Origin of the sequence: Enhygromyxa salina (assembly GCF_002994635.1) — a bacterium.
Classification (GTDB): Bacteria; Myxococcota_A; Polyangia; order Nannocystales; family Nannocystaceae; genus Plesiocystis; species Plesiocystis salina_B.
On record NZ_PVNL01000135.1, the window covers coordinates 52998 to 73680 of the forward strand.

17 protein-coding genes are annotated in these 20683 nt (G+C 67.8%); 10 read left to right on the forward strand and 7 right to left on the reverse strand.

What is annotated here, in order from left to right; all coding sequences use genetic code 11:
- The first annotated feature begins 264 nt into the window (after window positions 1-264).
- Complete coding sequence (locus ENSA7_RS34460) at window positions 265-750, forward strand: hypothetical protein (RefSeq protein WP_106093662.1); 486 nt, start codon at window positions 265-267, stop codon at window positions 748-750.
- A 155-nt stretch (window positions 751-905) separates the two neighbouring features.
- On the forward strand, window positions 906-2060 hold the full coding sequence (locus ENSA7_RS34465) for a lysophospholipid acyltransferase family protein (protein WP_181234399.1): 1155 nt from the start codon (window positions 906-908) through the stop codon (window positions 2058-2060).
- Here the strand turns inward: ENSA7_RS34465 and ENSA7_RS34470 are convergent.
- Window positions 2042-3079, reverse strand: a complete 1038-nt coding sequence (locus ENSA7_RS34470) for a serine/threonine-protein kinase (RefSeq protein WP_106093664.1) — start codon at window positions 3077-3079, stop codon at window positions 2042-2044. The two genes, ENSA7_RS34465 and ENSA7_RS34470, sit on opposite strands and share 19 nt — an antisense overlap.
- Before the next feature lie 395 nt (window positions 3080-3474).
- Between ENSA7_RS34470 and ENSA7_RS34475 the strand changes: the two genes are divergently transcribed.
- The 3 genes from ENSA7_RS34475 (at window position 3475) to ENSA7_RS34485 (ending at window position 5782) form a co-directional block, all read left to right on the forward strand.
- Window positions 3475-3861: a hypothetical protein gene (locus tag ENSA7_RS34475; RefSeq protein ID WP_146158476.1), complete on the forward strand. Its 387-nt coding sequence runs from the start codon at window positions 3475-3477 to the stop codon at window positions 3859-3861.
- A gap of 93 nt (window positions 3862-3954) precedes the next feature.
- The gene (locus tag ENSA7_RS34480) at window positions 3955-5595 is read left to right on the forward strand and encodes a hypothetical protein (RefSeq protein ID WP_106093666.1); all 1641 of its coding nucleotides are present in this window, start codon (window positions 3955-3957) and stop codon (window positions 5593-5595) included.
- Window positions 5570-5782, forward strand: a complete 213-nt coding sequence (locus ENSA7_RS34485; RefSeq protein WP_106093667.1) for a hypothetical protein — start codon at window positions 5570-5572, stop codon at window positions 5780-5782. The genes ENSA7_RS34480 and ENSA7_RS34485 overlap by 26 nt, the downstream gene beginning before the upstream one ends.
- A gap of 70 nt (window positions 5783-5852) precedes the next feature.
- Here ENSA7_RS34485 and ENSA7_RS34490 read toward each other — a convergent pair whose 3' ends face one another.
- The 5 genes from ENSA7_RS34490 to ENSA7_RS34510 all read right to left on the reverse strand — a co-directional run bounded on the left by ENSA7_RS34490 (window position 5853) and on the right by ENSA7_RS34510 (window position 13648).
- A complete protein-coding gene (locus ENSA7_RS34490; RefSeq protein ID WP_280524058.1) occupies window positions 5853-6440 on the reverse strand; it encodes a response regulator transcription factor in 588 nt (195 codons plus the stop codon).
- Between the two features lie 166 nt (window positions 6441-6606).
- Complete coding sequence (locus tag ENSA7_RS34495; protein ID WP_106093669.1) at window positions 6607-8271, reverse strand: mechanosensitive ion channel family protein; 1665 nt, start codon at window positions 8269-8271, stop codon at window positions 6607-6609.
- Between the two features lie 57 nt (window positions 8272-8328).
- The gene (locus tag ENSA7_RS34500; protein ID WP_106093670.1) at window positions 8329-9696 is read right to left on the reverse strand and encodes a family 2B encapsulin nanocompartment shell protein; all 1368 of its coding nucleotides are present in this window, start codon (window positions 9694-9696) and stop codon (window positions 8329-8331) included.
- A 42-nt stretch (window positions 9697-9738) separates the two neighbouring features.
- Window positions 9739-11136, reverse strand: coding sequence for a family 2B encapsulin nanocompartment shell protein (locus ENSA7_RS34505; RefSeq protein WP_106093671.1), 1398 nt, complete (start codon window positions 11134-11136; stop codon window positions 9739-9741).
- Window positions 11137-11209: 73 nt separating this feature from the next.
- Complete coding sequence (locus tag ENSA7_RS34510) at window positions 11210-13648, reverse strand: family 2 encapsulin nanocompartment cargo protein terpene cyclase (protein ID WP_146158477.1); 2439 nt, start codon at window positions 13646-13648, stop codon at window positions 11210-11212.
- A 270-nt stretch (window positions 13649-13918) separates the two neighbouring features.
- Here ENSA7_RS34510 and ENSA7_RS34515 point away from each other — a divergent pair, with 270 nt between their 5' ends.
- Window positions 13919-15370 carry a sensor histidine kinase gene (locus ENSA7_RS34515; RefSeq protein ID WP_106093672.1) on the forward strand — a complete coding sequence of 484 codons (1452 nt, stop codon included), beginning with the start codon at window positions 13919-13921 and terminating at the stop codon, window positions 15368-15370.
- 26 nt (window positions 15371-15396) lie between these two features.
- On the opposite strand, the gene ENSA7_RS34520 is transcribed toward ENSA7_RS34515, so the two are convergent.
- A complete protein-coding gene (locus ENSA7_RS34520; RefSeq protein ID WP_106093673.1) occupies window positions 15397-16545 on the reverse strand; it encodes a response regulator in 1149 nt (382 codons plus the stop codon).
- Window positions 16546-16754: 209 nt separating this feature from the next.
- On the opposite strand from ENSA7_RS34520, the gene ENSA7_RS34525 reads away from it, so the two are divergent.
- The 4 genes from ENSA7_RS34525 to ENSA7_RS34540 all read left to right on the forward strand — a co-directional run bounded on the left by ENSA7_RS34525 (window position 16755) and on the right by ENSA7_RS34540 (window position 20619).
- Window positions 16755-18005, forward strand: coding sequence for a retropepsin-like aspartic protease family protein (locus tag ENSA7_RS34525; protein WP_106093674.1), 1251 nt, complete (start codon window positions 16755-16757; stop codon window positions 18003-18005).
- A gap of 11 nt (window positions 18006-18016) precedes the next feature.
- A complete protein-coding gene (locus tag ENSA7_RS34530; RefSeq protein ID WP_146158478.1) occupies window positions 18017-18787 on the forward strand; it encodes a hypothetical protein in 771 nt (256 codons plus the stop codon).
- Complete coding sequence (locus ENSA7_RS34535; RefSeq protein WP_106093676.1) at window positions 18784-19644, forward strand: hypothetical protein; 861 nt, start codon at window positions 18784-18786, stop codon at window positions 19642-19644. The genes ENSA7_RS34530 and ENSA7_RS34535 overlap by 4 nt, the downstream gene beginning before the upstream one ends.
- Before the next feature lie 69 nt (window positions 19645-19713).
- The gene (locus ENSA7_RS34540) at window positions 19714-20619 is read left to right on the forward strand and encodes a PAS domain-containing protein (RefSeq protein WP_106093677.1); all 906 of its coding nucleotides are present in this window, start codon (window positions 19714-19716) and stop codon (window positions 20617-20619) included.
- Window positions 20620-20683 lie beyond the last annotated feature (64 nt).

Genomic DNA, 20683 nt, shown 5'->3' on the forward strand with positions numbered 1-20683 from the left:
CTGACATGGGCGCGGCCGTGACGGATTCCGACGTTCCGTCGGGCGTGACCGATATCCTGCGGTGTGCGCTGCGACCGGATCCGGCGCGGCGTTAGGCGCTCGACGAGTTGCTCTCGAACCTGGCTGCGCTTCGCTCCTCACCTCGAAGGTTCTCCGTGGCGGCGAAGCACGCCCATGTGACCAGGATTCGGCCGTCGCTGCGCGAGAGTTCGCGCTCGTGGACCTGACCACCCAATTCGCCCGAGCATCGAGTATCTCTAGCGGGTGCGAACCACCCTCGTGCTCCCGACCTTGCTCGCGCTCATGGCCTGCCGGCCCCAACCCCCACAGCCGCCGGTCACCGACGAACCGGTCGCCGACCAGCCCACGCCCACGCCCGCGCCCGAGCAGGTGGTCGAGGACGAGCCGACCGTCCACTCGGACACCGTCAAGCTCTCCCCGCTTCGCGGCAGCGCCACCGTCAACGTCACGGTCGGCACGACATTGCGCTACTCGTTCAAGTCGCACGCCTCCGTCGGCTATGGCGCCACCCAGCAGTGCAGCGACGAGTCGGTGGTTCGCTACGTGAAGACCGACACCGAGTACGAGCAGTCGGAGGCCGACCGCGCGGGCAAGACCGGCGCCGACGCGGCGACCGGGACCTTCGTGTTCGAGGCGATCGCGGCTGGCACGGCCACGGTGACGGTCGACGAGCAGTTCCGCGGGACCAGCGAGACGACCACCACGTTCACGATCGTCGTCAGCGACTGACCGTCGCGCATCCTGCGGTTCCGCTCCGGGCGCGGCGCTTTCCGACTACTAGATGGCTCCTGTCTTGCCGTACACTGCCCGCAGCGATGCCCAACGCCACCTCGTCTCACACACGCGATGACGTCATCCGCTGGGGGGTCTGGAAGATGCTCTGGATGATCGCATCAGGCTCGGTCGCCCCGGCCGTGCGCATGAAGGTCATCCGCCACGTCAGGTTTCCACGCCGCGGTCCGCTGCTGGTCGTCAGCAACCACCCCTGCCCTTGGGACGTGATGATGGTGCCGTTCTCGATGCTGCGGCAGACCCACATTCTGGGCACGGATCAGCTGCTGCGCGTGCCCTACTTTGGCTGGATGATGCCCTACTTCAGCATGATCCCGTTCAAGAAGGGCATGAAGGATCCCGGCGCGCTCGCGGAGGTCGAGCGGCGGATTCGTCGGGGTGACGCGGTGCTGGTGTTCCCCGAGGGCGATCGGACCTGGACCGGGCGCAGCAACCCGATCAAGCCGGGGATCGGGCGCATGGCCAAGCGCCTGGGCGTGCCGGTTGGGTTCGTGCGGGTCTCGACCGGGCACATGCAGTGGCCACGCTGGGCCAAGTACCCGCGCTCGGTCCCGCTGGTGATCGAGCACCTCAAGGTCGAGCGCTACGGCGACGACGTCACCGCCGAGCAGATCACCGAAGACGTCGGGCGGCACATCAGCGTGGATCCCTATCAGGTCGAGATCCCGCGCCGCTCGGTCGGCACCCGCCTGGCTTTTGGCCTGCCCGAATTCATGTGGGCGTGCCCGCACTGCTTCCACCAAGACAGCCTCGAGCTGGTCCCCGAGGACGACGACAGCGTGCACTGCCACGGCTGCGCGGCCCGCTGGCGCGTGGATCTTGCTTGCTGGCTGCGCGGCGAGGGTGGCCCGGCCCACGACATGCACATCGACGAGGCCTATCGTCGCGTCATCGAGCACTTCGGCGAGCTCCCGGTGCTGGACAACGATCGCTACACCGCCGACGGCGTCGCGATCGAGGGCGAGGCCGAGCTACACCAGATCCACTATGGCCAGGTCGAGCCCGAGGCGCTCGGCCACGGCCTCGTCGAGCTGCTCGAGGATCGTGTGCGGTTCACGGATCACCGCGGCACCGCGCCGCTCGAGATCTCGTTCGAGCACGTCCGCGCGGTGCTGCTGCAAGTCGGCAACAAGCTGCAGATCCGCACCGCCGAAGATAATTTCCAGCTCACGCCGACCATCCACTCGACCAACATGTGGAAGCACTTCTTGGATCGGCACCTCGACGCCTACCGCAGCCGAAATTGAACCAATAGGTCGCCCCACGGGCTGCCCACGCATCCGGTCCACCAACCGGCGGTGCCGGGTCGCGCGAGCAAGTCGACGTCCTGCGCGACGACGCCGACCAAGACCGCGTCGGCACGCCCGGTTGGCTCGTGGAGCGGCGTCGCGCGGGGCACGGTCATCAGCTCGCCCTCGAACCCCGCGCAGCTCGAGCTCGGCGACGGCGTGTCGGCGACGACGGCGTAGCGCGTGGTGGTCTCGATGATCGCCTTGGTCGCCACGAAGCCGCGGACCTCGACGCCCCGGCAGCGCAAGCTGATCGCCTGGCGACCGCGGCTCGGCTCCCCCTCCAAGATCACGCGCTGGGCGCTCGAGCGCTCGGTCTGCCCGGGCAGCTCGGGGTCGAGCCGCAAGATCGGCTCGCGCGCGTCGGCGGCCACGAACACCTCGGTAGCGGGGGCCAGACGTCGGTTGACGCTGCCCGCGGGCTCGGGAACGTCGCTCGGCGGGCCCGCGGGCCCGGGTTCGTAGCGCGGGCCAAAGTGCTCGGGGTTGAGCGCGAGCTCGAGCGAGAATCCGCAAGCCGGGTCCGCCCAGCGCACCCGCAGGTGGTCGTCCTCGCTGGAGATCGGGCTCAAGCCGACGCCCGCCGCCACCGTCAGCCACGGCGTGGGCCGCAGCTCACGGGTCAAGCCGGCGACGAGGTCCCCCGGCGAGAGCACGGCGACGACCCGCAGCGCCGACCAGGCCGAACCCTGTTCGCCGGCCGTCACAACCGCAAGATCCTCGAGCGGCAAGAGCACGCGCGGACCCTCGGGATCAACGATCACCGCCTCGAGCGCCCGCTCCGGCCCGCCAATGCGCGGATCCGCGTCGGGACGATGCGGGAGCTCGGCCCCGGCCGCGACCCAGCGCGCGGGCCCCATGCGCCAGATCCGTGCTCGCTCGACGTGAAAGTCGCTGGGGTCCTGGGCGAGCAAGCTGGCGAGCAGCGCTTCGTCGTCACTGCTGAGCGGAGGTGCAGCGATCGATCGCTGACTCACGACCGGCGACGCCGTCGGCTGTGCGGGCCCACATGCCTGTAATGCGAGTGAGAACCCTAGACAGGCGAACCAGGGTAGATGCGCACGCCTCAGCACAGTTGGCGTGTAGCACGACAGGCCCGAACAACCTCGAATGTCGCGTGACTGGCCATTGGCCGTGTTGTTCGGTGAAGTGCAGGGTGGCCGCGAGGGGGCGCCCGTGGTGCAATGGCTCACGTTCGCGCAGAACGGTGATCTCGATAGATCGGAGCCGGTCGCGTCCGGACTTTTTCCTTGACGCAATCCTAGACAAGCGCGAAGCTCCACATGTGATGCGCCGGTTTGTTGTCGCCCTTACTCCTTGTTTGTTCTTTGGCCTCGGGTGTGTCACCGATGCGGAAGGTCCCAACGCCTTCATGTCGGCGGGCTTCAGCACCCAGGCAGCGGAGACCGACAGCAGCGGTGGTGGCGAGTCAGCGGAGTCCGCCGACTCGGCCGACAGCAGCACCCCGCAGGATCTCCCCAGCAGCGGCGACGGCGATGGCGATGGCGACACCACCGGTGACGGCGACGCAGATCCCACCACCGGTGACGGCGACGCAGATCCCACGGGCGGCAATGGCGTGTGCGGCAACGGCCTGATCGACGACGGTGAGCAGTGCGACGGCGGCAACCTGGGCGGCTTCTCGTGCGTCGACCTGGGCTACTCCGGCGGCACCTTGGGCTGCGACATGGTCACCTGCACCTACGACGCGTCCGCCTGCATCATCGACATGGACGGCGGCGGCGGCACCTCCGGCTGAGCTGGGCCGCAAGTCAGGGCCAAGCAAGGCCAGAGCATGGAGGCGCGGACCAGGGACCTGGCGAGCGTCTCTAAATGCTATTGAAGCGCACGCATGATCCAGCGTGAGCAACTGCGGCGAGCACCCGCGCGGGTGTGGGTGGCGGTGGCGCTGCTGTGCAGCTGTCTGTTCATGTGCACGGCGCCGGGGCGCATCACCTACCCCGACGACGAGATCGTGTTCCAGACCACCCAGAGTCTGGTCACGGACCACGACCTCACGATCGCGGGCATCCCCAAGCGCAGCGGCGAGCGGGCGGATCGACCCAACGGCACGTTTGGCTGGGGCAGCGGCCGCGACGGCCAGCGCTACGGCTTCTTCGGTCACGGGATCTCGATCGTCGCTGCGCCGATCTACGCGCTGGCCGACGCGACCGTCGACGAGGTCCCCAAGCTCTGGCGGTACGCCCAGCGCTCTGACCTCTATACCTTTCACAAGCGCGGCCACGAGGCCGACTGGCTGCGGATGGTCGTGAGCGTGACCAATTGCTTGATCACCCCGCTCGCTGCGGTCTTGCTCGGGCTGTGGCTGCAATCGCTCGGGCACGGGGCGCGGACGTCGGTTCTGATGGCGCTGATCTACGCGCTCGGGACCACGGCCTGGCCGTACGCGGGGACGCTGCTCAGCGAGCCGCTCAGCGCTGCAGTGTTGCTCGGCGCGGCGCTGGCGATCAGCCGGTTTCATCGCTCGGGCGCGCGCGCGCAGCTGTGGATCGCCGCGAGCTTGACCGGCCTGAGCGTCCACGTACACGTGCTCAACCTGCTGGCGATCCCGTGTCTGCTCGGCTACGCGCTGGGGCCCGCGCAGATCCGAGCCCGCGTGCGCGCGAGCTGGCGGATCTGGGCGATCGCGGTGGGGCTCGGTGCGGCTGGCGTGGCCCTGCTCGGCGCGACCCAGTGGTGGCGGTTCGGCTCGCCGTTCGAGACCGGGCGCTTCGATCACTACGGCCACTGGGTGTGGCCGTTCGAGGGGCTGCTCGCCATGCTGATCGCCCCCGGCCGCAGCCTGTTTTGGTACTCACCGCCGCTGATCTTGGCGGCGCTGGCGTGGCCGGCGATGCGGCGGCGCGACGAACCCGCGGCCTACCTGGTGCTCGCGCTCTCGCTGACGCGGCTGGTGTTCGTGGCGTGTCGCAGCGACTGGCACGGCGGCTGGGCGATCGGCCCGCGCTACCTGGTGCCGACCGTCCCGTTCTTGCTGGTGCCGCTCGCGGGCTGGCTCGAGCGCTGGCGCGAGCACACCAAGCCAGCGCGCGCGGCCGCGGCGGCGCTGCTCGGGGCCAGCGTGCCGCTGCAGGCATGGCTGGCCAGCCACTCGGTGTTCTCGCTGTTCTGGCAGCTCAACCACGAGTATGGGCGCGACCGCTACATGTGGATCTCCGACTGGCGGCTCGAGGCCACCCCGGTGATCGCGTTTTGGCGCCAGCAGCAGCCGGCGCTCGAGTTCTGGCGCGCGGGTCAGGCCCGGGCGGCGTGGACCTCGGCGCAGTTTGACGCGCTGTGGTTTGGCGCGTGGCGGCTGAGCGCGGCGACCGAGGCGGATGGGCTGTGGTGGATCGTGGTGGGGCTGGGCGGGGTCTTGGCGCTCGCTGCCGCGTCGCTCGGGTGGTGGTTTTGGCGCGCCCGCCGAGCCGTGGACGACCCGCCCGGGCGAGGCTATGGTGAGCGCGATGCTGCTCCCCCAGTGGGTTCATGAGCTCGCCACGCTGGCCACGCTCGGCCTGGCGGCGGGGTGGCTCGCGTTCCACTGGCTGCGCATTGGGAAGCCCCGAGGCGCGCAGCCGGGGTGCGCACGCTGCGATCACAACGCGCGTGGGTCGGACGCTGGCGGCTCTGGCGAGGGCACGGGGATCCGCTCGAAGCGACTGCGCGTGATCGCGTAATCGTGCGATCGCGTCATCGTGTCATCGTGTCATCGCGTCAACGGCAGACCGTGCCGATTCGCGCTCAGCCCTACATATCCAGGCAGACCAAGAACCGGACCAGGTGGGCGAGATTGTCGACCCCCAGCTTTCGCATCGCGCGACTGCGGTAGACCCGCACCGTCTGCTCGGCGAGGTCGAGCTCCCATGCGATCTGCTTGTTGAGCAGGCCATCACCCGCGAGCCGGCAGACCCGTCGCTCCTGGGGCGAGAGGGTCGCATAGCGCTCGCGCGCTTGCTCGCTATCAGCCCGAGCGGTTCGCCGCGCTCGGTCGGTCGCCACCGCTCTGTCGATCGCGTCGCGCAGCGCGGCGGCGGTCACGGGCTTGACTAGAAAGTCGAGGGCTCCGGCCTTGATCGCCTGGACCGCCGAGGGTACGTCGGGACAATCACTGATGAATACAATAGAGAGCGGGGGCTTGGCGTCGCCGAGGCGGGCCTGCAATTCAATTCCGCTCATCTGTGGCATACGCAGCTCGAGCACGACACAGCCGGGCCCGGCGTCAAACCGGTCAAGAAACTGAATGGGGTTCGCGTAGCCCTGGATCGCGTAGCTGGACCCCTCCAGCATGCCCGAGATGCTCTGCTGCGCGAACCTGTCGGCACCAACCAGATGCACCGTGGGTGGATGGCCCGACGTTTTTTGGGGGAAATGCTGTAGATCTATCAACTGTCGCTCGCTCGGGTGCGGGCGTACCCGTAAGTCAGTAGTCTACTGTTATAGGACCAACTCCAGCCGCTGCGCAAATGCAGCTCGCAAGGTTCACGCTTCTGTCATGACACTGTCATTTTCGCGCAGCGTGATCCACGCCCACGTGCGGGGCCGGCTCCGGGAACGGCGGCCCCTCCAGCTCGATCGACTTGGGGTACGGTATCTCCAGATCGTGGGCCAAGAACGCATCGAACAGCATGCGATTGAGCAACCGCTTGACATCGAAGTGGTTGCCAGGGTGAACCTTGGCCTCGATGCGAACCCGCATCCAGCTCTCGTCCAGGCTCTCGATACCCATGACCTGAGGTGCGTCGACGACCCGCTCGGGAACGTCCGCCTGCACCTGGGCGCAGACCTCGTCGAGGACCCTCAGGACCTTGTTCAGGTCCGCCTCGTAGGCCACCGACACCTCGACCACGGCCAGCGTCCACCCCCGACTATAGTTAATGACATTGTTGATCTCTCCATTGGCCAAGATGTGGAGGCGGCCGAAGCGATCGCGGATTCGGGTGACCCGTGGCGTGATCTCTTCGACGACGCCCTCCGTGTCATTGACGCGAATATAGTCACCCTTGAGGATCTGATCCTCAAACAGCAGGAAGATCCCGTTGAGCATGTCGCGCACCAGGGTCTGCGCGCCCAGGCCCACGGCGAGGCCCAGAATGCCGGCGCCGGCCAAGATCGGCGTGGGGTCCACGCCGAAGTCGCGCAGCACGATCATGCACACGCAAAAGTAGATGATGTACTTCGCGATGTTCTGCAGCAGCTCGACGAAGGTGCTGCGTCGCCGGTGGTTCTCGTCTTCCCGCTCCAGGGTCGGCGCCAGCGCCTTGGCGATCATGACCCTGCTAAATTCCACGACCAGGCTGGCCGCGAAGAAGATCGCGATGATTCGGATGATGATCGGACCGTAGGGGGCGAACGCCTCCAGGGTCTCGAAGCGCTGGATGATGAGGGTGGCGACGCCCACGTGAAGGATCGCCGCCAAGCTCATCTGCCCGACCGGCAGCAGCCGCTTGAGCGTGGCGTAGTACTCCTCGAGCAAGCGTGGCTTGTCACGGTCGCCCCGCTGCTCGAGCAGCTGCCCCGAGACCACGTAGATCGAGTACACCAGCGTCCGCCCCGCGCTGATCAGCATCAGCACATACAGGGCGGTGCTCACAAACCACGCGAGGACGGTCGGGAGCCCCAGGGCGTTGAGCGACAGCGACACCGCCGCATAGGCGATGCTGAGGTTGATCGCCGAAGGTAGCTGCTGCTCGAACTTGTCGGCGTAGACCCGCTCCTCTTCGCCGAGGTTGCGCGCCTTCAGTACCTGCGAGATCTTGCGCAGCAACCCCCGGCTCGCTCGCTCGAGCGTGAAGTACCCAATGACCAGCGCGACCAACAGCGCGAAGCTGCGGCCGACGGCGGTCATTGCCTCGGGGGTCACGGTCGCCCACGCCGCATCAAACCGCGGCTTGAGGTCGACCCCGCTCCACAGCGTGAAGCCCAGCACGCCCGCGCCCGCGACCGCCACCAGCAGCGACAGCGAGACCGCGGCGATCCGCGCGCGCTTGTGGATCCACTCCGACAGGGGCACGAGGCTGCTGACACCGCTGGCCCGCACGGCCCAGCGAAACAGCGTGCTGGACACCACCAGGCCGCACCACGTGACCACCAGCAGCAGCGCGACGACCAGACCCACGAGCCACGCGTTGTTCAGCTCGGGGCTATCGGAGAATCGGAGCGTTTCCATTGGTCCAATCAGGCGGTGTGAGCGAGTGACCAAGGTTGCGGCCCAGGCCGCGCCACGTCAACGACCAAGTTCGACGTTCTCGAGCACCCCGAGCGCGTCCGGCACGAGCACGGCCACGCTGTAGTAGGCGCTGACGAGGTAGCTCAGCACCGCTCGCTCGTTGATCCCCATGAACCGAACGTTGAGGCTGGGCTCATACTCGTGGGGGATCCCGGTCTGATGCAGCCCGATCACGCCTTGGTGCTCCTCGCCCAGGCGCAGCGCGAGGATCGAGGTGGTCTGGGCGGTGGTGATCGGGATCTTGTCACACGGCAGCAACGGGACCCCGCGCCACGCTTGCACGATCTGCCCCCCGACCTCCGTGGTCTGGGGATAGATTCCGCGCCGGGTGCACTCCTGGCCGAACGCCGCGATCGCGCGGGGCTGGGCCAAGAACAGCTTGGTGCGCTTGCGACGGCACAGCAGCTCGTCGAGGTCGGCGGGTGTCGGCGGGCCGCCGCGGGTCTGCAGGCGCTGCTTGCCCACGACATTGTGGAGCAGGCCAAAGTCGGGGTTGTTGATGAGCTCGTGCTCCTGCCGCTCGCGCAGCGCCTCAATCGTCAGGCGCAGCTGCTGCTCGGTCTGATCCATCGATCCGTTGTAGAGATCGGCGACGCGAGTGTGCACCTTCAAGATGGTCTGGGCGACAGAGAGCTCGTACTCTCGCGGCCGCCGCTCGTAATTGACAAAGGTCTGCGGCAGCGTGTGCTCGCCGCGGTGGCCCGCGGCCAGCTCGATCTCGGCCTGGCCGTTCTTGTCTTGCGGCCTGCGGGAATTCGCAATGAATTGCTCGACATGGGCGCGGAGCGCCGCAGCGTCGCTCAGCGCGCTGTCGAACGCGCTGCGCTCGAGCGTGAGCACGGTGCACGGGGTCTCGGCGCGGACCGTGTAGTCCCAGGTCTGCGCGGCTTGCAGCACCGCCCGATCGCCGAGGTGATCGCCGTCGCCCAGGGTGCCCAGATCGACGGTGTCGCCGTACTGGCCGAGTCGCGTCATGCTGGCTCGGCCACGGGCGATCAAGAACAAGCGCTCGGCCGGCTCGCCCGCCGCAGCGAGGACCTCGCCCGCCGCGAGCTCGCGCTGCACGAAGCGATCGGCGAGCGCCTCGAGGATCTCGGCGTCCTCGAAGCCCTGCAAGCACGGCAGCTCGCACAGCTCTTGCGGGATCACCCGCACCGAGCCGCCGACATCAGTGAAGTCAATGCGCCCGTCGCCCGCCACGTGGCTCAGGCGACGGTTGACACGATAGACGCCGCCCGAGACGTCCACCCAGGGAAGCAGCCGCAGCAACCACCGTGGGGTGATTCCCTGCATCTGCGGAACCGACTTTGTGACGCTGGCGAGCTTGCGCGCAGCAGCCGTAGAGAGACTCGTGGTCGTATTCATCAGCTCTGTTCTCCTGGGTGGGCGGCGACGGTCGAGCGCGGGCTAGTCGCCCGAGCGGCCGAGCTCGACGCTCTCGAGCATCGCCATGGCGTCAGGCACCAACACCGCGACCGAGTAGTACGCGCTGACCAGGTACTGCATGATCGCCTTCTCGTTGATACCCATGAACCGCACGTTGAGTCCGGGCTGGTACTCGTCGGGGATCCCGGTCTGATGCAGGCCGACGACGCCCTGATTGTCGGCGCCAGTACGGATCAACAAGATCGAGCTCATCCGCGACTCGGACACCGGGATCTTGCCGCATGGGAAGATCGGCACGCCGCGCCACGCGGGGACCTTGTGGCCGCCGACGTCGGTGCTGACCGGGTACACGCCGCGCCGGCTGCACTCGCGCCCAAACGCCGCGATCGCGCGGGGGTGGGCCAAGAAGAAGCCGGGCTCCTTGTCGACCATCGACAATAGCTCGTCCATGTCGTCGGGCGTGGGCGGGCCGCTGTGGGTGTGGATCCGCTGATCGAGGTTGGTGTTGTGCAGCAACCCAATCTCGGGGTTGTTGAGCATCTCGTACTCCTGCCGCTCACGCAGCGCCTCGATCGTCAGGCGCAGCTGCTGCTCGGTCTGGTTCATCGGGTTGTTGAACAGGTCAGCGACCCGCGTGTGCACCTGCAGCACGGTCTGGGCCACGCTCAGCTCGTACTCGCGCGGCTTGAGCTCGTAGTCGACGAACGCGCCGGGGAGCACGTACTCGCCCTTGTGGCCGGCCGACATCTCGATCGCGGCCTCGCCCTCGTTGTCCTGCGGCAGCGCAGCGCGGGCCTTGAAGCCCTCGACGTGGGTTCGGAGCGCCTCGGACTGCTCGATCATGGCGTCGAACACGTCCTGCTGCAGCGTGAGCACGGTGCAGGTGGTGACGGCCTTGGCCGTGAACTGCCAGTAATCCTGCGACTCGAGCAGCGCCTGGTAGCTGAAGTGATCGCCGTCGGCCAGGGTGTCCAACACCGTCATGTCGCCGTACTTGCCGGCGCCGATCATGTTGACCTTGCCGTGCGCGATCAGACACACCGAGTCGGCGGGCTTGCCCAATTCGACGATCACATCGCCGGGCTGCAGGTCACGCTGAACGAAGCGATCGGCGAGCGCCTGCAGCACCTCGATGTTGTCAAACCCGCGCAGGACCGGCAGCTCGCACAGCTCCTGCGGCACGACCTGGACCTTGGCCCCGATGTTGGTGAAGGTCACGCGACCGTCACCCACCGCGTAGCTCAAGCGACGGTTGACACGATACACGCCGCCTTGAACGTCGACCCAGTGCAGCAGCTTGAGCAGCCACCGCGACGTGATGCCCTGCATCTGCGGGGTGGACTTGGTCGTCGTCGACAGGTTGCGCGCGGCCGACGTGTCCAAGCTCGTATGAAGGTTGGTCTCTTCGTTATTTGCCATCTTGAATTCTCTTCTCTCGGTCAGTGTGGTCGAACAAATGGGACGCAGCCGAGCGCTCTACGAGCGCGACAAGTTAAGCGGGGCCAATTCGTGCCCCAGCGGTGCCGAGGCCGGTCGGCCCCTGGGCGAAAGTCGGGGTCGCCGCGGGACTGCTCGCCGCGGGACTGGTCACAGCGGGACTGGTCGCCGCGGCACTGGGTTGAGCCGGCGCCTTGGCCTGGCCGAGCACCTCGACCAGCCGCGCCGCGGAGGTACCCAGCCCCGTGGCACCTGCGGGGATCAGCTTCCCGTTCGCGGGCGCGCTGGGTGCAGGCGCCCGAGGAACCAGGGCGGGCCCGCTGTTCCGTGCGAGGCGCTCGAGGAACCCGTGTGGGGGCGAGCTGGCCCGCAGCTCGGGCTCTTTATAGCGGTCGACCGCGGCGTGCCAGCGCAGCACCCCAGCCATCCACTGCTTCAGCCCGTCAATGTAGCCGTCGAGCTTGGCGCTGGCGTCCTTGTCGAGCTCGAAGTCCTCGACCAGGGCCGGGATCTCGACCTCGACGATGCGCTCGAACTGCTGGGCGCGGGCGGTCATCAGTTCATTCACGACCTCGACCGCGCGAACCGAGTCACAGCCCAAGAAGTGCTCGACGACCAGCACGCAGTTGTTGATCTCGCCCTCGAACTCCATCTCCTTTTGATAGGAGAAGATGTCGTTGGTGAAGCAAGCGAAGTCGGCCGCGGAGTTCTCGAGCTCGCGCATCGTGCGAGTCGCGAGCAGCTCGAGCGGGATCTGGTCGCCGAGCGCCAGCCGCGACAAGCTCATGGTCAGGTCCGACCCAAAGGTCTTGCGACGCATCTCGATGTAGTCGACGGGATCCGGCACCCGGTTCTGCATCTGGTTTTGCAGCTCCCACAGCCAGCTCTCGGTCATGTCGAGGACCGCCTTGCGAAACTGCTGACGCCCGTTCTCCGTCATCGGGCCGGCGGTTCGGATCCACAGATCAGCGAGGCCCTGCTCGACCGGGTTGGTGGGGATCGGCATGGGCGCGCCGTCGAGCGGCATGAACGACGCGAGCCGGCCATTGAACAGCTTGGCGCCGGCCATGTTGCGCGCGTTGCCGAACAACATCGGAAAGAAGTCGTCGGCGTAGGTGCCCCAGACCAGCCAGCACGAGGTCAGATCGAGCTGCTCGGCGGATGCGGCTGGGTGGATCATCGCGCCGCACAGCGCGACGTCGGCGACGTCGAATTTGTGGTCGTCCCAGATGCTCGCTCCGGGGACGCCGGGGAGCGCGATCAGCATGCCCATGCGCCGCGCCCACTCCTTCGAGTTGGCCCGCGCAGCGTCGAGGTGCGGGCTCACCCAGGTCGAGAACGGCATGTAGAAGTTCGGGATCGCCACCGGCCCGACCGGCTTGAACGGCACATGGGTGTAGCTCTTGACCCGGCTGAGCCCGAGCGCGCCGGGCGTCACGACAAAACCCAAGAGACCGCTCAGATCCCCGCCGATCGCCGCCGACCCGCCGGTCCGCTCGTTCATGTAGCGGCTCGACCTCATGTGCCACTCGTGGCCGCCCGACTGCCAGTCTTGCAGGCCCTTGACGTACTTGAAGATGTCGAGCCGCTCGAGCGGGTCGAGCCCGTGCTCGTCGGCCAAGGGGGGCACCTCGAGCAACGCGGTGTTCTCGAACTGCTGCAGCCGCGAGGTCAGCAGATCATTTGTGAGGTCAGCGGCGGTCTGGGTGTCGACCCCCAAGAACCGCTCGACCACCAAGATACAGTTCGCGTTCTCGCCCTCGTCTTGAACTTCGCGCTGATACGAGAAGATGTCATTGCGCAGGTGGACCGCATCGGAGAACGAGTCCCGCAATACGCACATTGCTCGACTGCCTGCGACCGCCGCGGGCACCTCACCTCGGACCACATATTCGACGAGGCCCGCCGACCAGGGCGCGCCGCCGACCTTGCGACGTAACGCAATATACTCAATTGGGTTGGAGACCCGATTCTCGCGAATGTTGGCCAGCTCCCACAGCGACTCGTCGAGCAGGTGGGCCGTGGCTTCCATGAATCGCGCCCGCCAGGCCTGCGACATGCTGGGCGCCGTGCGTGCCCAGAGATCGAGCAATCCCCGCTCGACCGGGTTTGTCGGGGTCTCGTTCACCGTCGAGCCGTCGAGCGGCATGAACGCCGACAGCCGGGCGAGATAGGTTTTTGCGCCCTCGTAATCCTGAGTACGCTTGTAGATCTCGAGAAAGTGATCATCAAAGTAAAACACCCATACATACCAATCGGTGACCAGATCGAGATCTGATGCGGACGCGTCTGGGTGGGTGTATGCACACAGTAGGGCGTAATCGTGGGCGTCGAATACTCGCTCATCCCAGATCGGCGGAGCATCAGATTGCTCCCCGACCAGGATCTCCATTTCGTAGGCCCATGCTTTGGAGTGGGTGCGGGCTCCCTCGAGGTGCGGGTTCAAACGCGCCGGATACGGCATGTAAAAGTCGGGGAGTTCGAACGGCAGCACGGTGCGCTGCTATCGCATCGCTGCTCGCGCTGCTAGTTGGCACTTCGTTGATATTGACAGCGCGATCTGCCACAAAAAGCGGCGCGGGATCGCGCCTCGGAGCCATAGCGCAAGCAACGCGTGGCTATGTGTGCCCTGCCAAGCCGTCCAGGAGCAATCCAAAAGTTGGGGCGGTCTCGCGCCTGCGAGTGATCGTCCCCACACGCGAGGGATTCGGCGGCCATCGGCCCGGCAAAGTGCAGGATCGCCGCAGGGAGCATATAAAGGTGCGTGGCCGAGCCCCCCGGCAAGCGTCGCTACAGCCTGCGGGTCGAGCTGATCGCCATGCTCACGATCGTGCTGGTCATGGCCGTGGTCTCGCTCTCGTTCACCGCCGAGTGGCTGGGCCAGCGCCGTCATGATCAGCAAGAGATCGAGCGACTGCAGAGTCACGCCCGCGGGCTGGCCATGCTCGCTGCCCGCTCGTTTCGCAACGGTGACTTTCAGCGCGACTCGCTCGAGGAGCTGCTCCACGACTCCTCCGCGCAGCTCGGCGTGTCCTACGAGGTCCACCGCGTGCGCACCGACGACGCGCTCGAGCAGCTGGCCAGCGTCGGCGTCCACGCGGGGTTCGATGGGCTCCCAGACCCCCCGACCGAGCTGGGCTCGCGCGTTGATGATCAGCTGCTGGACCGCTACCAGATGCTGATCATCGACGAGCCGATCCCCAGCCGCGACGGTCAGCGCGTGTCCCTGCGGATGATCGCGGAGCACTCGCCCTGGGCCCGCAGCCACGACTGGCGCGAGATGTTGATCGTCGCGGTCGGCGTCGGGGTGCTGCTGTTGGTGCTCGGCGGCCTGCTGCTGGAGCTGCAGGTGCTGCGACCCACGCGGGCGCTCGAGGCTGCGGTCGCCCGGGTCGCGAGGGGCGAGCTCGACGTCGAGGCCCCGACCGAAGGCCCCGCTGAGCTCGCCGAGCTCGCGCTCGCGTTCAATGACATGACGGCCTCGCTTCGCGAGCAGCAGTCAACGCTCGCGAGCGCGCGCGAGCGGCTGCAGCGATCCGAGCGTCTGGCCGCGATCGGGCGACTCGCCGCCGGGGTCGCGCACGAGGTCGGCAACCCGCTGGCGGCGATCGTTGGCTACACCGAATTGCTGCTCGGCGAGCCCGAGCTCGGCGCCGACGCCAGCGATCTGCTGGTCCGCGTGCAAGCCCAGACCCAGCGCATCCAGACGATCGTCGCGCAGCTGCTCGACTACTCGAAGCCAGCCAAGAAGGTCACGCTCGCGTTCGGTGTGGTCGCGCGCGCGCAAGAGGTCGTCACGCTGCTGCGCGCCGACCCCCGCTGCGCTGGCGTGACGCTGGAGGTCGCCGGGGATCCCGAGCTCGAGGCCCTGGCCGATCCTGCGCTGGTCGAGCAGATCCTGATCAACCTGGTGCTCAACGCCGCGCGGGCCGCTCGTGAGGGCGAGGGCGATCAGCCCAAGGTCCGCGTGCGGGTGCGGCTGCTCGACGACGCCCTGGCCATCGATGTTCGCGACAATGGCCCCGGTGTGCCCGAGCACGTGCGGCCGCGCCTGTTCGAGCCCTTCTTCACCACCCGCAGCGCCGGCGAGGGCACCGGGCTCGGGCTCGCGATCTCGCAGGGCCTGGCCGAGGGCATGGACGGCTCGCTGGAGTACCTCGACAGCGACGGACCCGGCGCGCTGTTCCGCCTGCGGGTGACGGCGAAGCTGGCGTAGGCCCGCGCGAGCCGCCTGGTCTGCGGCTACTCGTCTTGACCGTGTTGTGGACCGTCTTGGAGGTTCGCGGCCTCGTCGGCCCGACGCGCGTGCTCCATCAGCAGGTAGGTCAGCTGGGTCAGCTCGCCCGCCGCTTCGGGCATGTCGCCGTCGTCGGTCTGCGCAAACTCGAAGTTCCCGGTCGGCCAGTCGAGCAGCTCGAACACCCGATCATGCGCGTGCGAGTAGTTGCCCAGGTTCTCGACGCCCGCGAGCGAGCCGCGGTTGATCTCGAGCACCGCCTGATCGCGGCCGTTGTCGAGCAGCAGCCGACCGCTGCGCTTCTCGGACTCGAGGAACGACATCAAGCTGCCGAGCTTGACGTGCTCGAGGTCCCCGCGCAGCCCCTGGCCGCCCTGCCCGAGCGCGCTCGTGGCGGCGGGGATCGACCGGTTCTTGTGGCGGGCGAGGACCCCGTGGAGCCGCGCGAGCACCTCGTCGGCGCCCGTGTCCTTCGACAGGAAGTCCTCGACGCCCATGCGATAGGCCTGCAGACGCGAGAGATCGTCGGTCAGCCGGGTGAAGAACACGAACGGGATGTGGGCCAGGCGCTGCCGCGCTCGGGTCATGCGCAGGAACGTCCAGCCGTCCATGACCGGCATCTCGACGTCGGACAAGATGATCTCGGGTGGGCGCTTGAGAGCGGCCGCGATCGCGACGAGTCCATTCTCCGCGACACGAACCCGCAGCCCGCGATCCCGCAGCGCGTCACCAAGCTCGATGCGCACGCCGACCGAGTCGTCGACCAACAGCAGGTTGATCGGGCCGACGTCCTCGACCGTGTTCGGCTTGGCCTCCGACGAGATCGCTCCGCTGACGCAGCTCTCGAGCGCCTGGGTCTGCTCGGCCGAGAACGTGGCGAGCTGGACCTGGATCTCGTCGGAGCCAGGCTTTTGGCCCCCCTGTGCCCGGTAGCCGCCAGCGCTGTGCTCGCGGGTGCTGCCCTTGAGGTACAGCACCTTCTGGTTGGGCAACACCAGCTTGATGCGCACGTCCTGGCCCGGCCCCAGCCCCATCTCGGCGGGCAACATCAACACCCCCTTGCGAAGGTGATCGCCATACTCGACCAAGAAGTCGTCGTAGGATTCGAACCCGATCTTGAAGATCGGCGGCTTGGCGCTGGGAGGCCCCGGCATCGTGGTGCTTGGATCTTAGGCGCAAGCACTGCGTCAGCCAACCAGAGTTCACAGCCGGGGGACCTGGGCTGCTGGATCGTGTCGAGCCCGGTTGCGGCGTTGGCGGGGAGGCCGACGGGGTGGAAGGAGCGGCCCGTGGGCCGCAAACGTGGAGTTTGCGGCAGGGACAGGCAGCGAGCGGTCGACTGAACTGCTACATTGGCGCCCACTTGAGCGAGCCCTACACACCGCGGATCGCCGCGGATCCTCGGTCCCGGCCCCCAGGCAAGCCGACGTCGCTCGACTCCACACTCGACGCGGTCGTGGCTGGGCTCGGGTGGGTGCTCCTCGGCTTGATCTCGCTGGTGGTCACCGTCGTCACGCTGCTCACGGTGTTCTCGCTGGCTCGCAGCGCAAACGAGGACTGGCATCCGACCTGGGGCTGGCTGCTCGCGCTCGCGCTCACGCTCGGGCTTCCGCTGGCGCTGGCCGCCTGGAAGCACCACGAGCAACCCAAGCACATCAAGCTCGCGATGACCTGGCTGCCCGGGGCCTGGAACGCCAGCGCGCTCGCGATCGCGGTGCTGCTGATCCCCGATCTGGTCGGCACCGCGTTGCGCAGCTGCGAGTGGATCGTCCAAGGGCACCTCGGCGACGCCCACTCGGCCACGCGAAAGCTCAGCGCGTTCGGGCACGAGGCCGCGGACAACATCGACCCCGGCGGTGGCGAGTTTCCAAAGCCCGTGCTCGAGAACACGCGGGTGGCCCTCGACCGCGACATCATCGTGCCGTTCACCGAGCAGGGCGCCGCGATCTTCTTGTCGCTCGAGCTGGAGGGCCCCAGCGGCCTGACCAAGCAGGTCGACTACCTGTTCGATACCGGCGCGTCGTACACCACGCTGACCTCGGCGACCGCTCACGAGCTTGGCATCGAGATCCCCGACGACGCCCCCAGCCTCGAGTTCAACACCGCGAGCGGGCTGCGAGAGTCGCGAATGGTCCACCTCCCGGCCCTGATCCTGGGCGACGTGCGGATCCCCGGCCTGCTGGTCTCGGTCTGCGACTCGTGTGCCACGGACCGAACCGGCGGGCTCCTGGGCCTCAACGTGATGCGCGAGTTCTTGGTCCAGATGGACTACCAGGGCAGCCGCATGCGCTTGCTGCCGCGCATCCACGAGGGCCGGCCGAACCGGGCCTACGACATCGGGCCGATGCTGGATCTGGCCGTCGAGGGCCGCCCCGAGATCTGGCTTGGCCGGATCCGCTGGGTCGTGACCATGACCAACACGGGCTCGGTCCCGATCGAGGGCGCGATGCCGCGAGTCGACTTCAAGAATGGTCCAAGGCTGTTCGGCGAGCGGGTCGAGCGGATCGAGCCCGGCGAGATCGGTCGCTCGCTGCTCGTCGGCGAGGTCGTCGAGGACGGCCAGGACACCGGCTCGCTCGAATTCACCCTGATGCTGGTCGAGGCGTACTGGTAGCCGTGATGCCCATGCAGCTTCCCATCGCAGTGGCAACCGCAGCGGCGTGGCTCGGCGCTCGTCTGGCCTCGAATTTGTCCTGGGGCCCGCCCGAGCTCGGCGGCCAGCGGGTCCCCGACGGCGACCAAGACATCAACTGGCTGCTCGACGCGCCGTGGGCCAAGGTCGCCCTGCTGATCACGCTGGCGGTCGGGGTCATGGTCGTGACCAACTCCGTGATGCGCAAGAAGCGGGGCCGCCGGGGCATCCGCCGCAAGCCCGACTTCGACCTGCACGTGGCCAAGCTCGAGCGGCTGCCGATCAGCACGATCGCCGCCGCCAAGGCCGGCGCGGTCCACCTCGTCGGCACCCTGCAGCAGGGCGAGGGCGCGCTCGGTACCGGAGCGCACGCCTGCGTCTATCAAAACCGCGCCAAGTCCTCGCGGGCCACGGCGATCGCGGCAGAGATGATCTTGTTGAGTGACGACAGCGGCGTGGTCGGTCTCGAGCAGCTCGAGGCCGCGCGGGTCATCGCCCCGCGCGAAGACCATGGACCCCACGACACGATCGCGCTGTACCTCGGTGACCGGGTCGAGGTCGTGGGCGAGCTGATGATCTTCGAGCAACCCCAGCCCGCAGCCGGGCAGGTGCTGCGTGGCATGCTCGGCGGACTTGGACAGATCCAGGTGCGCGTGGTCGAGCGGCCCCAACACGCCCAGCCCGCCAAGCCCGCCAAGCCCGCACCAGCGGCCGAGCCAGCAAGCGACGCCGACGACCCCCAACCCGACGCACAGACACCATGAACACGCGACTCCCCACCACGCTGATCTCCCTGCTCACCCTCGCAGCTCTGGCCGTCGCGCCGGCTTGCAAAAAGGAACCGACCGTCCAACCCGACGACGTCGAGACGGGCGACGCCGACGCCGACCCCGAGCCCGAGCCGCCCGAGGTCGAGCCGCTGCCTCCCCAAGATCCCGATCCCGCCGCCATCTCGTCGCTCTACCAGCGCTACTTGCAAGGTGAGTACGAGGCCGTCGCCGCGTCAGCGGCGGAGCTGCGCGACACGATGACGTCCGACACCCAGGTCCGCGCCAACGCCATGGCCGGGTCGCTGCTGGCCCTGGCCGCCGTCGAGGCGGTCCCCGAAGACGCCAAGGTGGCCGCGCAGCAGGCGGTGCAGGACGGCGAGCGCCTCGGTGACGTGGAGGTCCAACAGCTCGCGGCGATCGCCCACGCGACCTATCTGGTCCGCGTGCACGAGGCCGCCACCGGCCAGACCGAGCTCGAGGCCGCGCTCGCGCTCGGCGGGCCTTACAAGAGCCTCAACCACCTGATGTTGGCCGAGGCTCACCTCAACCAGGCGTTTGGCGAGGGCGAAGAAGACACCCAGATCAAGCACCCCGAGCGCCTCGACCAGGCCCAGGCCGAGTACGAAGCCGCGCTCGACGGCACCGCACCGCTGCTCGACGGCGCCGCCCACGAGGGTCTGGCGGCCGTCGCCAAGTACAAGCGGGACAAGGACGCCGTGTGCGTCCACGCCCAGCAGGCCGAGGATCTCTACGCGGCCAACAACGCGAGCGACTACATCCGCGAGGTGCCCTCGCTGCTCGCTCAGGACTCGCGCTGCAAGAAGTTCAAGAAGGCCGAGAGCCCCGAGTGACCTGACCTCGAGGATGGCGCGTCGCGATGGTCGAGCGAGGGCTGATATGCTCTCGCTCGCGCCCGGCCCATGAACGCACCCGACACGATCCTGCCGTCCGACGCCGAATCCATCCTCGCCGCGATCGAGATCGTCGACGAGATCGTCGACAACGGCGACTCGATCGCCGAGATGTTGCACGAGGCGGTCGACAGCTTCCTGGACATCTTTGGGTGTGAGCGCGCCTTCCTGAGCTTCTTCATCCCGATCGAGCGCGGCGCTCCGTCGGGGCCGATCGTCTATTCGCGGGTCAAAGAGGGAGCGGACCTCGCGGCCGTGTTCGAAGAGGACGCCTTCAGCGACGCCGCGATCGCCACCGCCCGCGACACCAACGAGGTGTTCGCCGCCGGCCCCAACGCCCACGCGATCCCGGCCGACAGCCTGGCCGCCAAGCACGGCGTGCGCTCGCTGATGATCCTCGTCGTCCAGCCCCGCCTCGGCCCGGCGTGGTTCATGGGCATCCACGACTGCAAGCGCGCGCGCTCGTTCACCCACGAGCCGCGCCTGTTCGCCCGGTTCGGCGCCCGCCTGGCCGACGCGGTGACCCGCTTCGTGTACCTCGACCACCTCGACCACGGTGAGGCACGCCACCGCGCGCTGTTCAGGAGCACCTCCGAGGCGCTGCTGATCATCGACGTTGGTACCCAGCGGATCGTCGACAGCAACGCCCACGCCGCGCGCTTGTTTGGGTGGCCGCCGGGGCAGCTGCTGGGCGCGGAGATGCGGCAGCTCAACCCCGAGGTTCAGCCGGATGGGCAGCGATCGGATCTGCGGATCACCGAGCTGCTGGGCGAAGCGGGGGCGGGCGTGGCCCGGGCGTACGAGTGGACCCACCGGATGGCTGACGACGCGCTGGTTCGCTGCGGGGTCAACCTGGTGGCGCTGCCGAATCCCGAGCGGTTGTTGGTGCGGGCGAGCATTCGCGTGCTGCCCTGAGCGCACGCCGCGAGCTGTTGCTGTTGCCGATGCCGAGTCGATCGACCACAGCGGTCTGGACCCA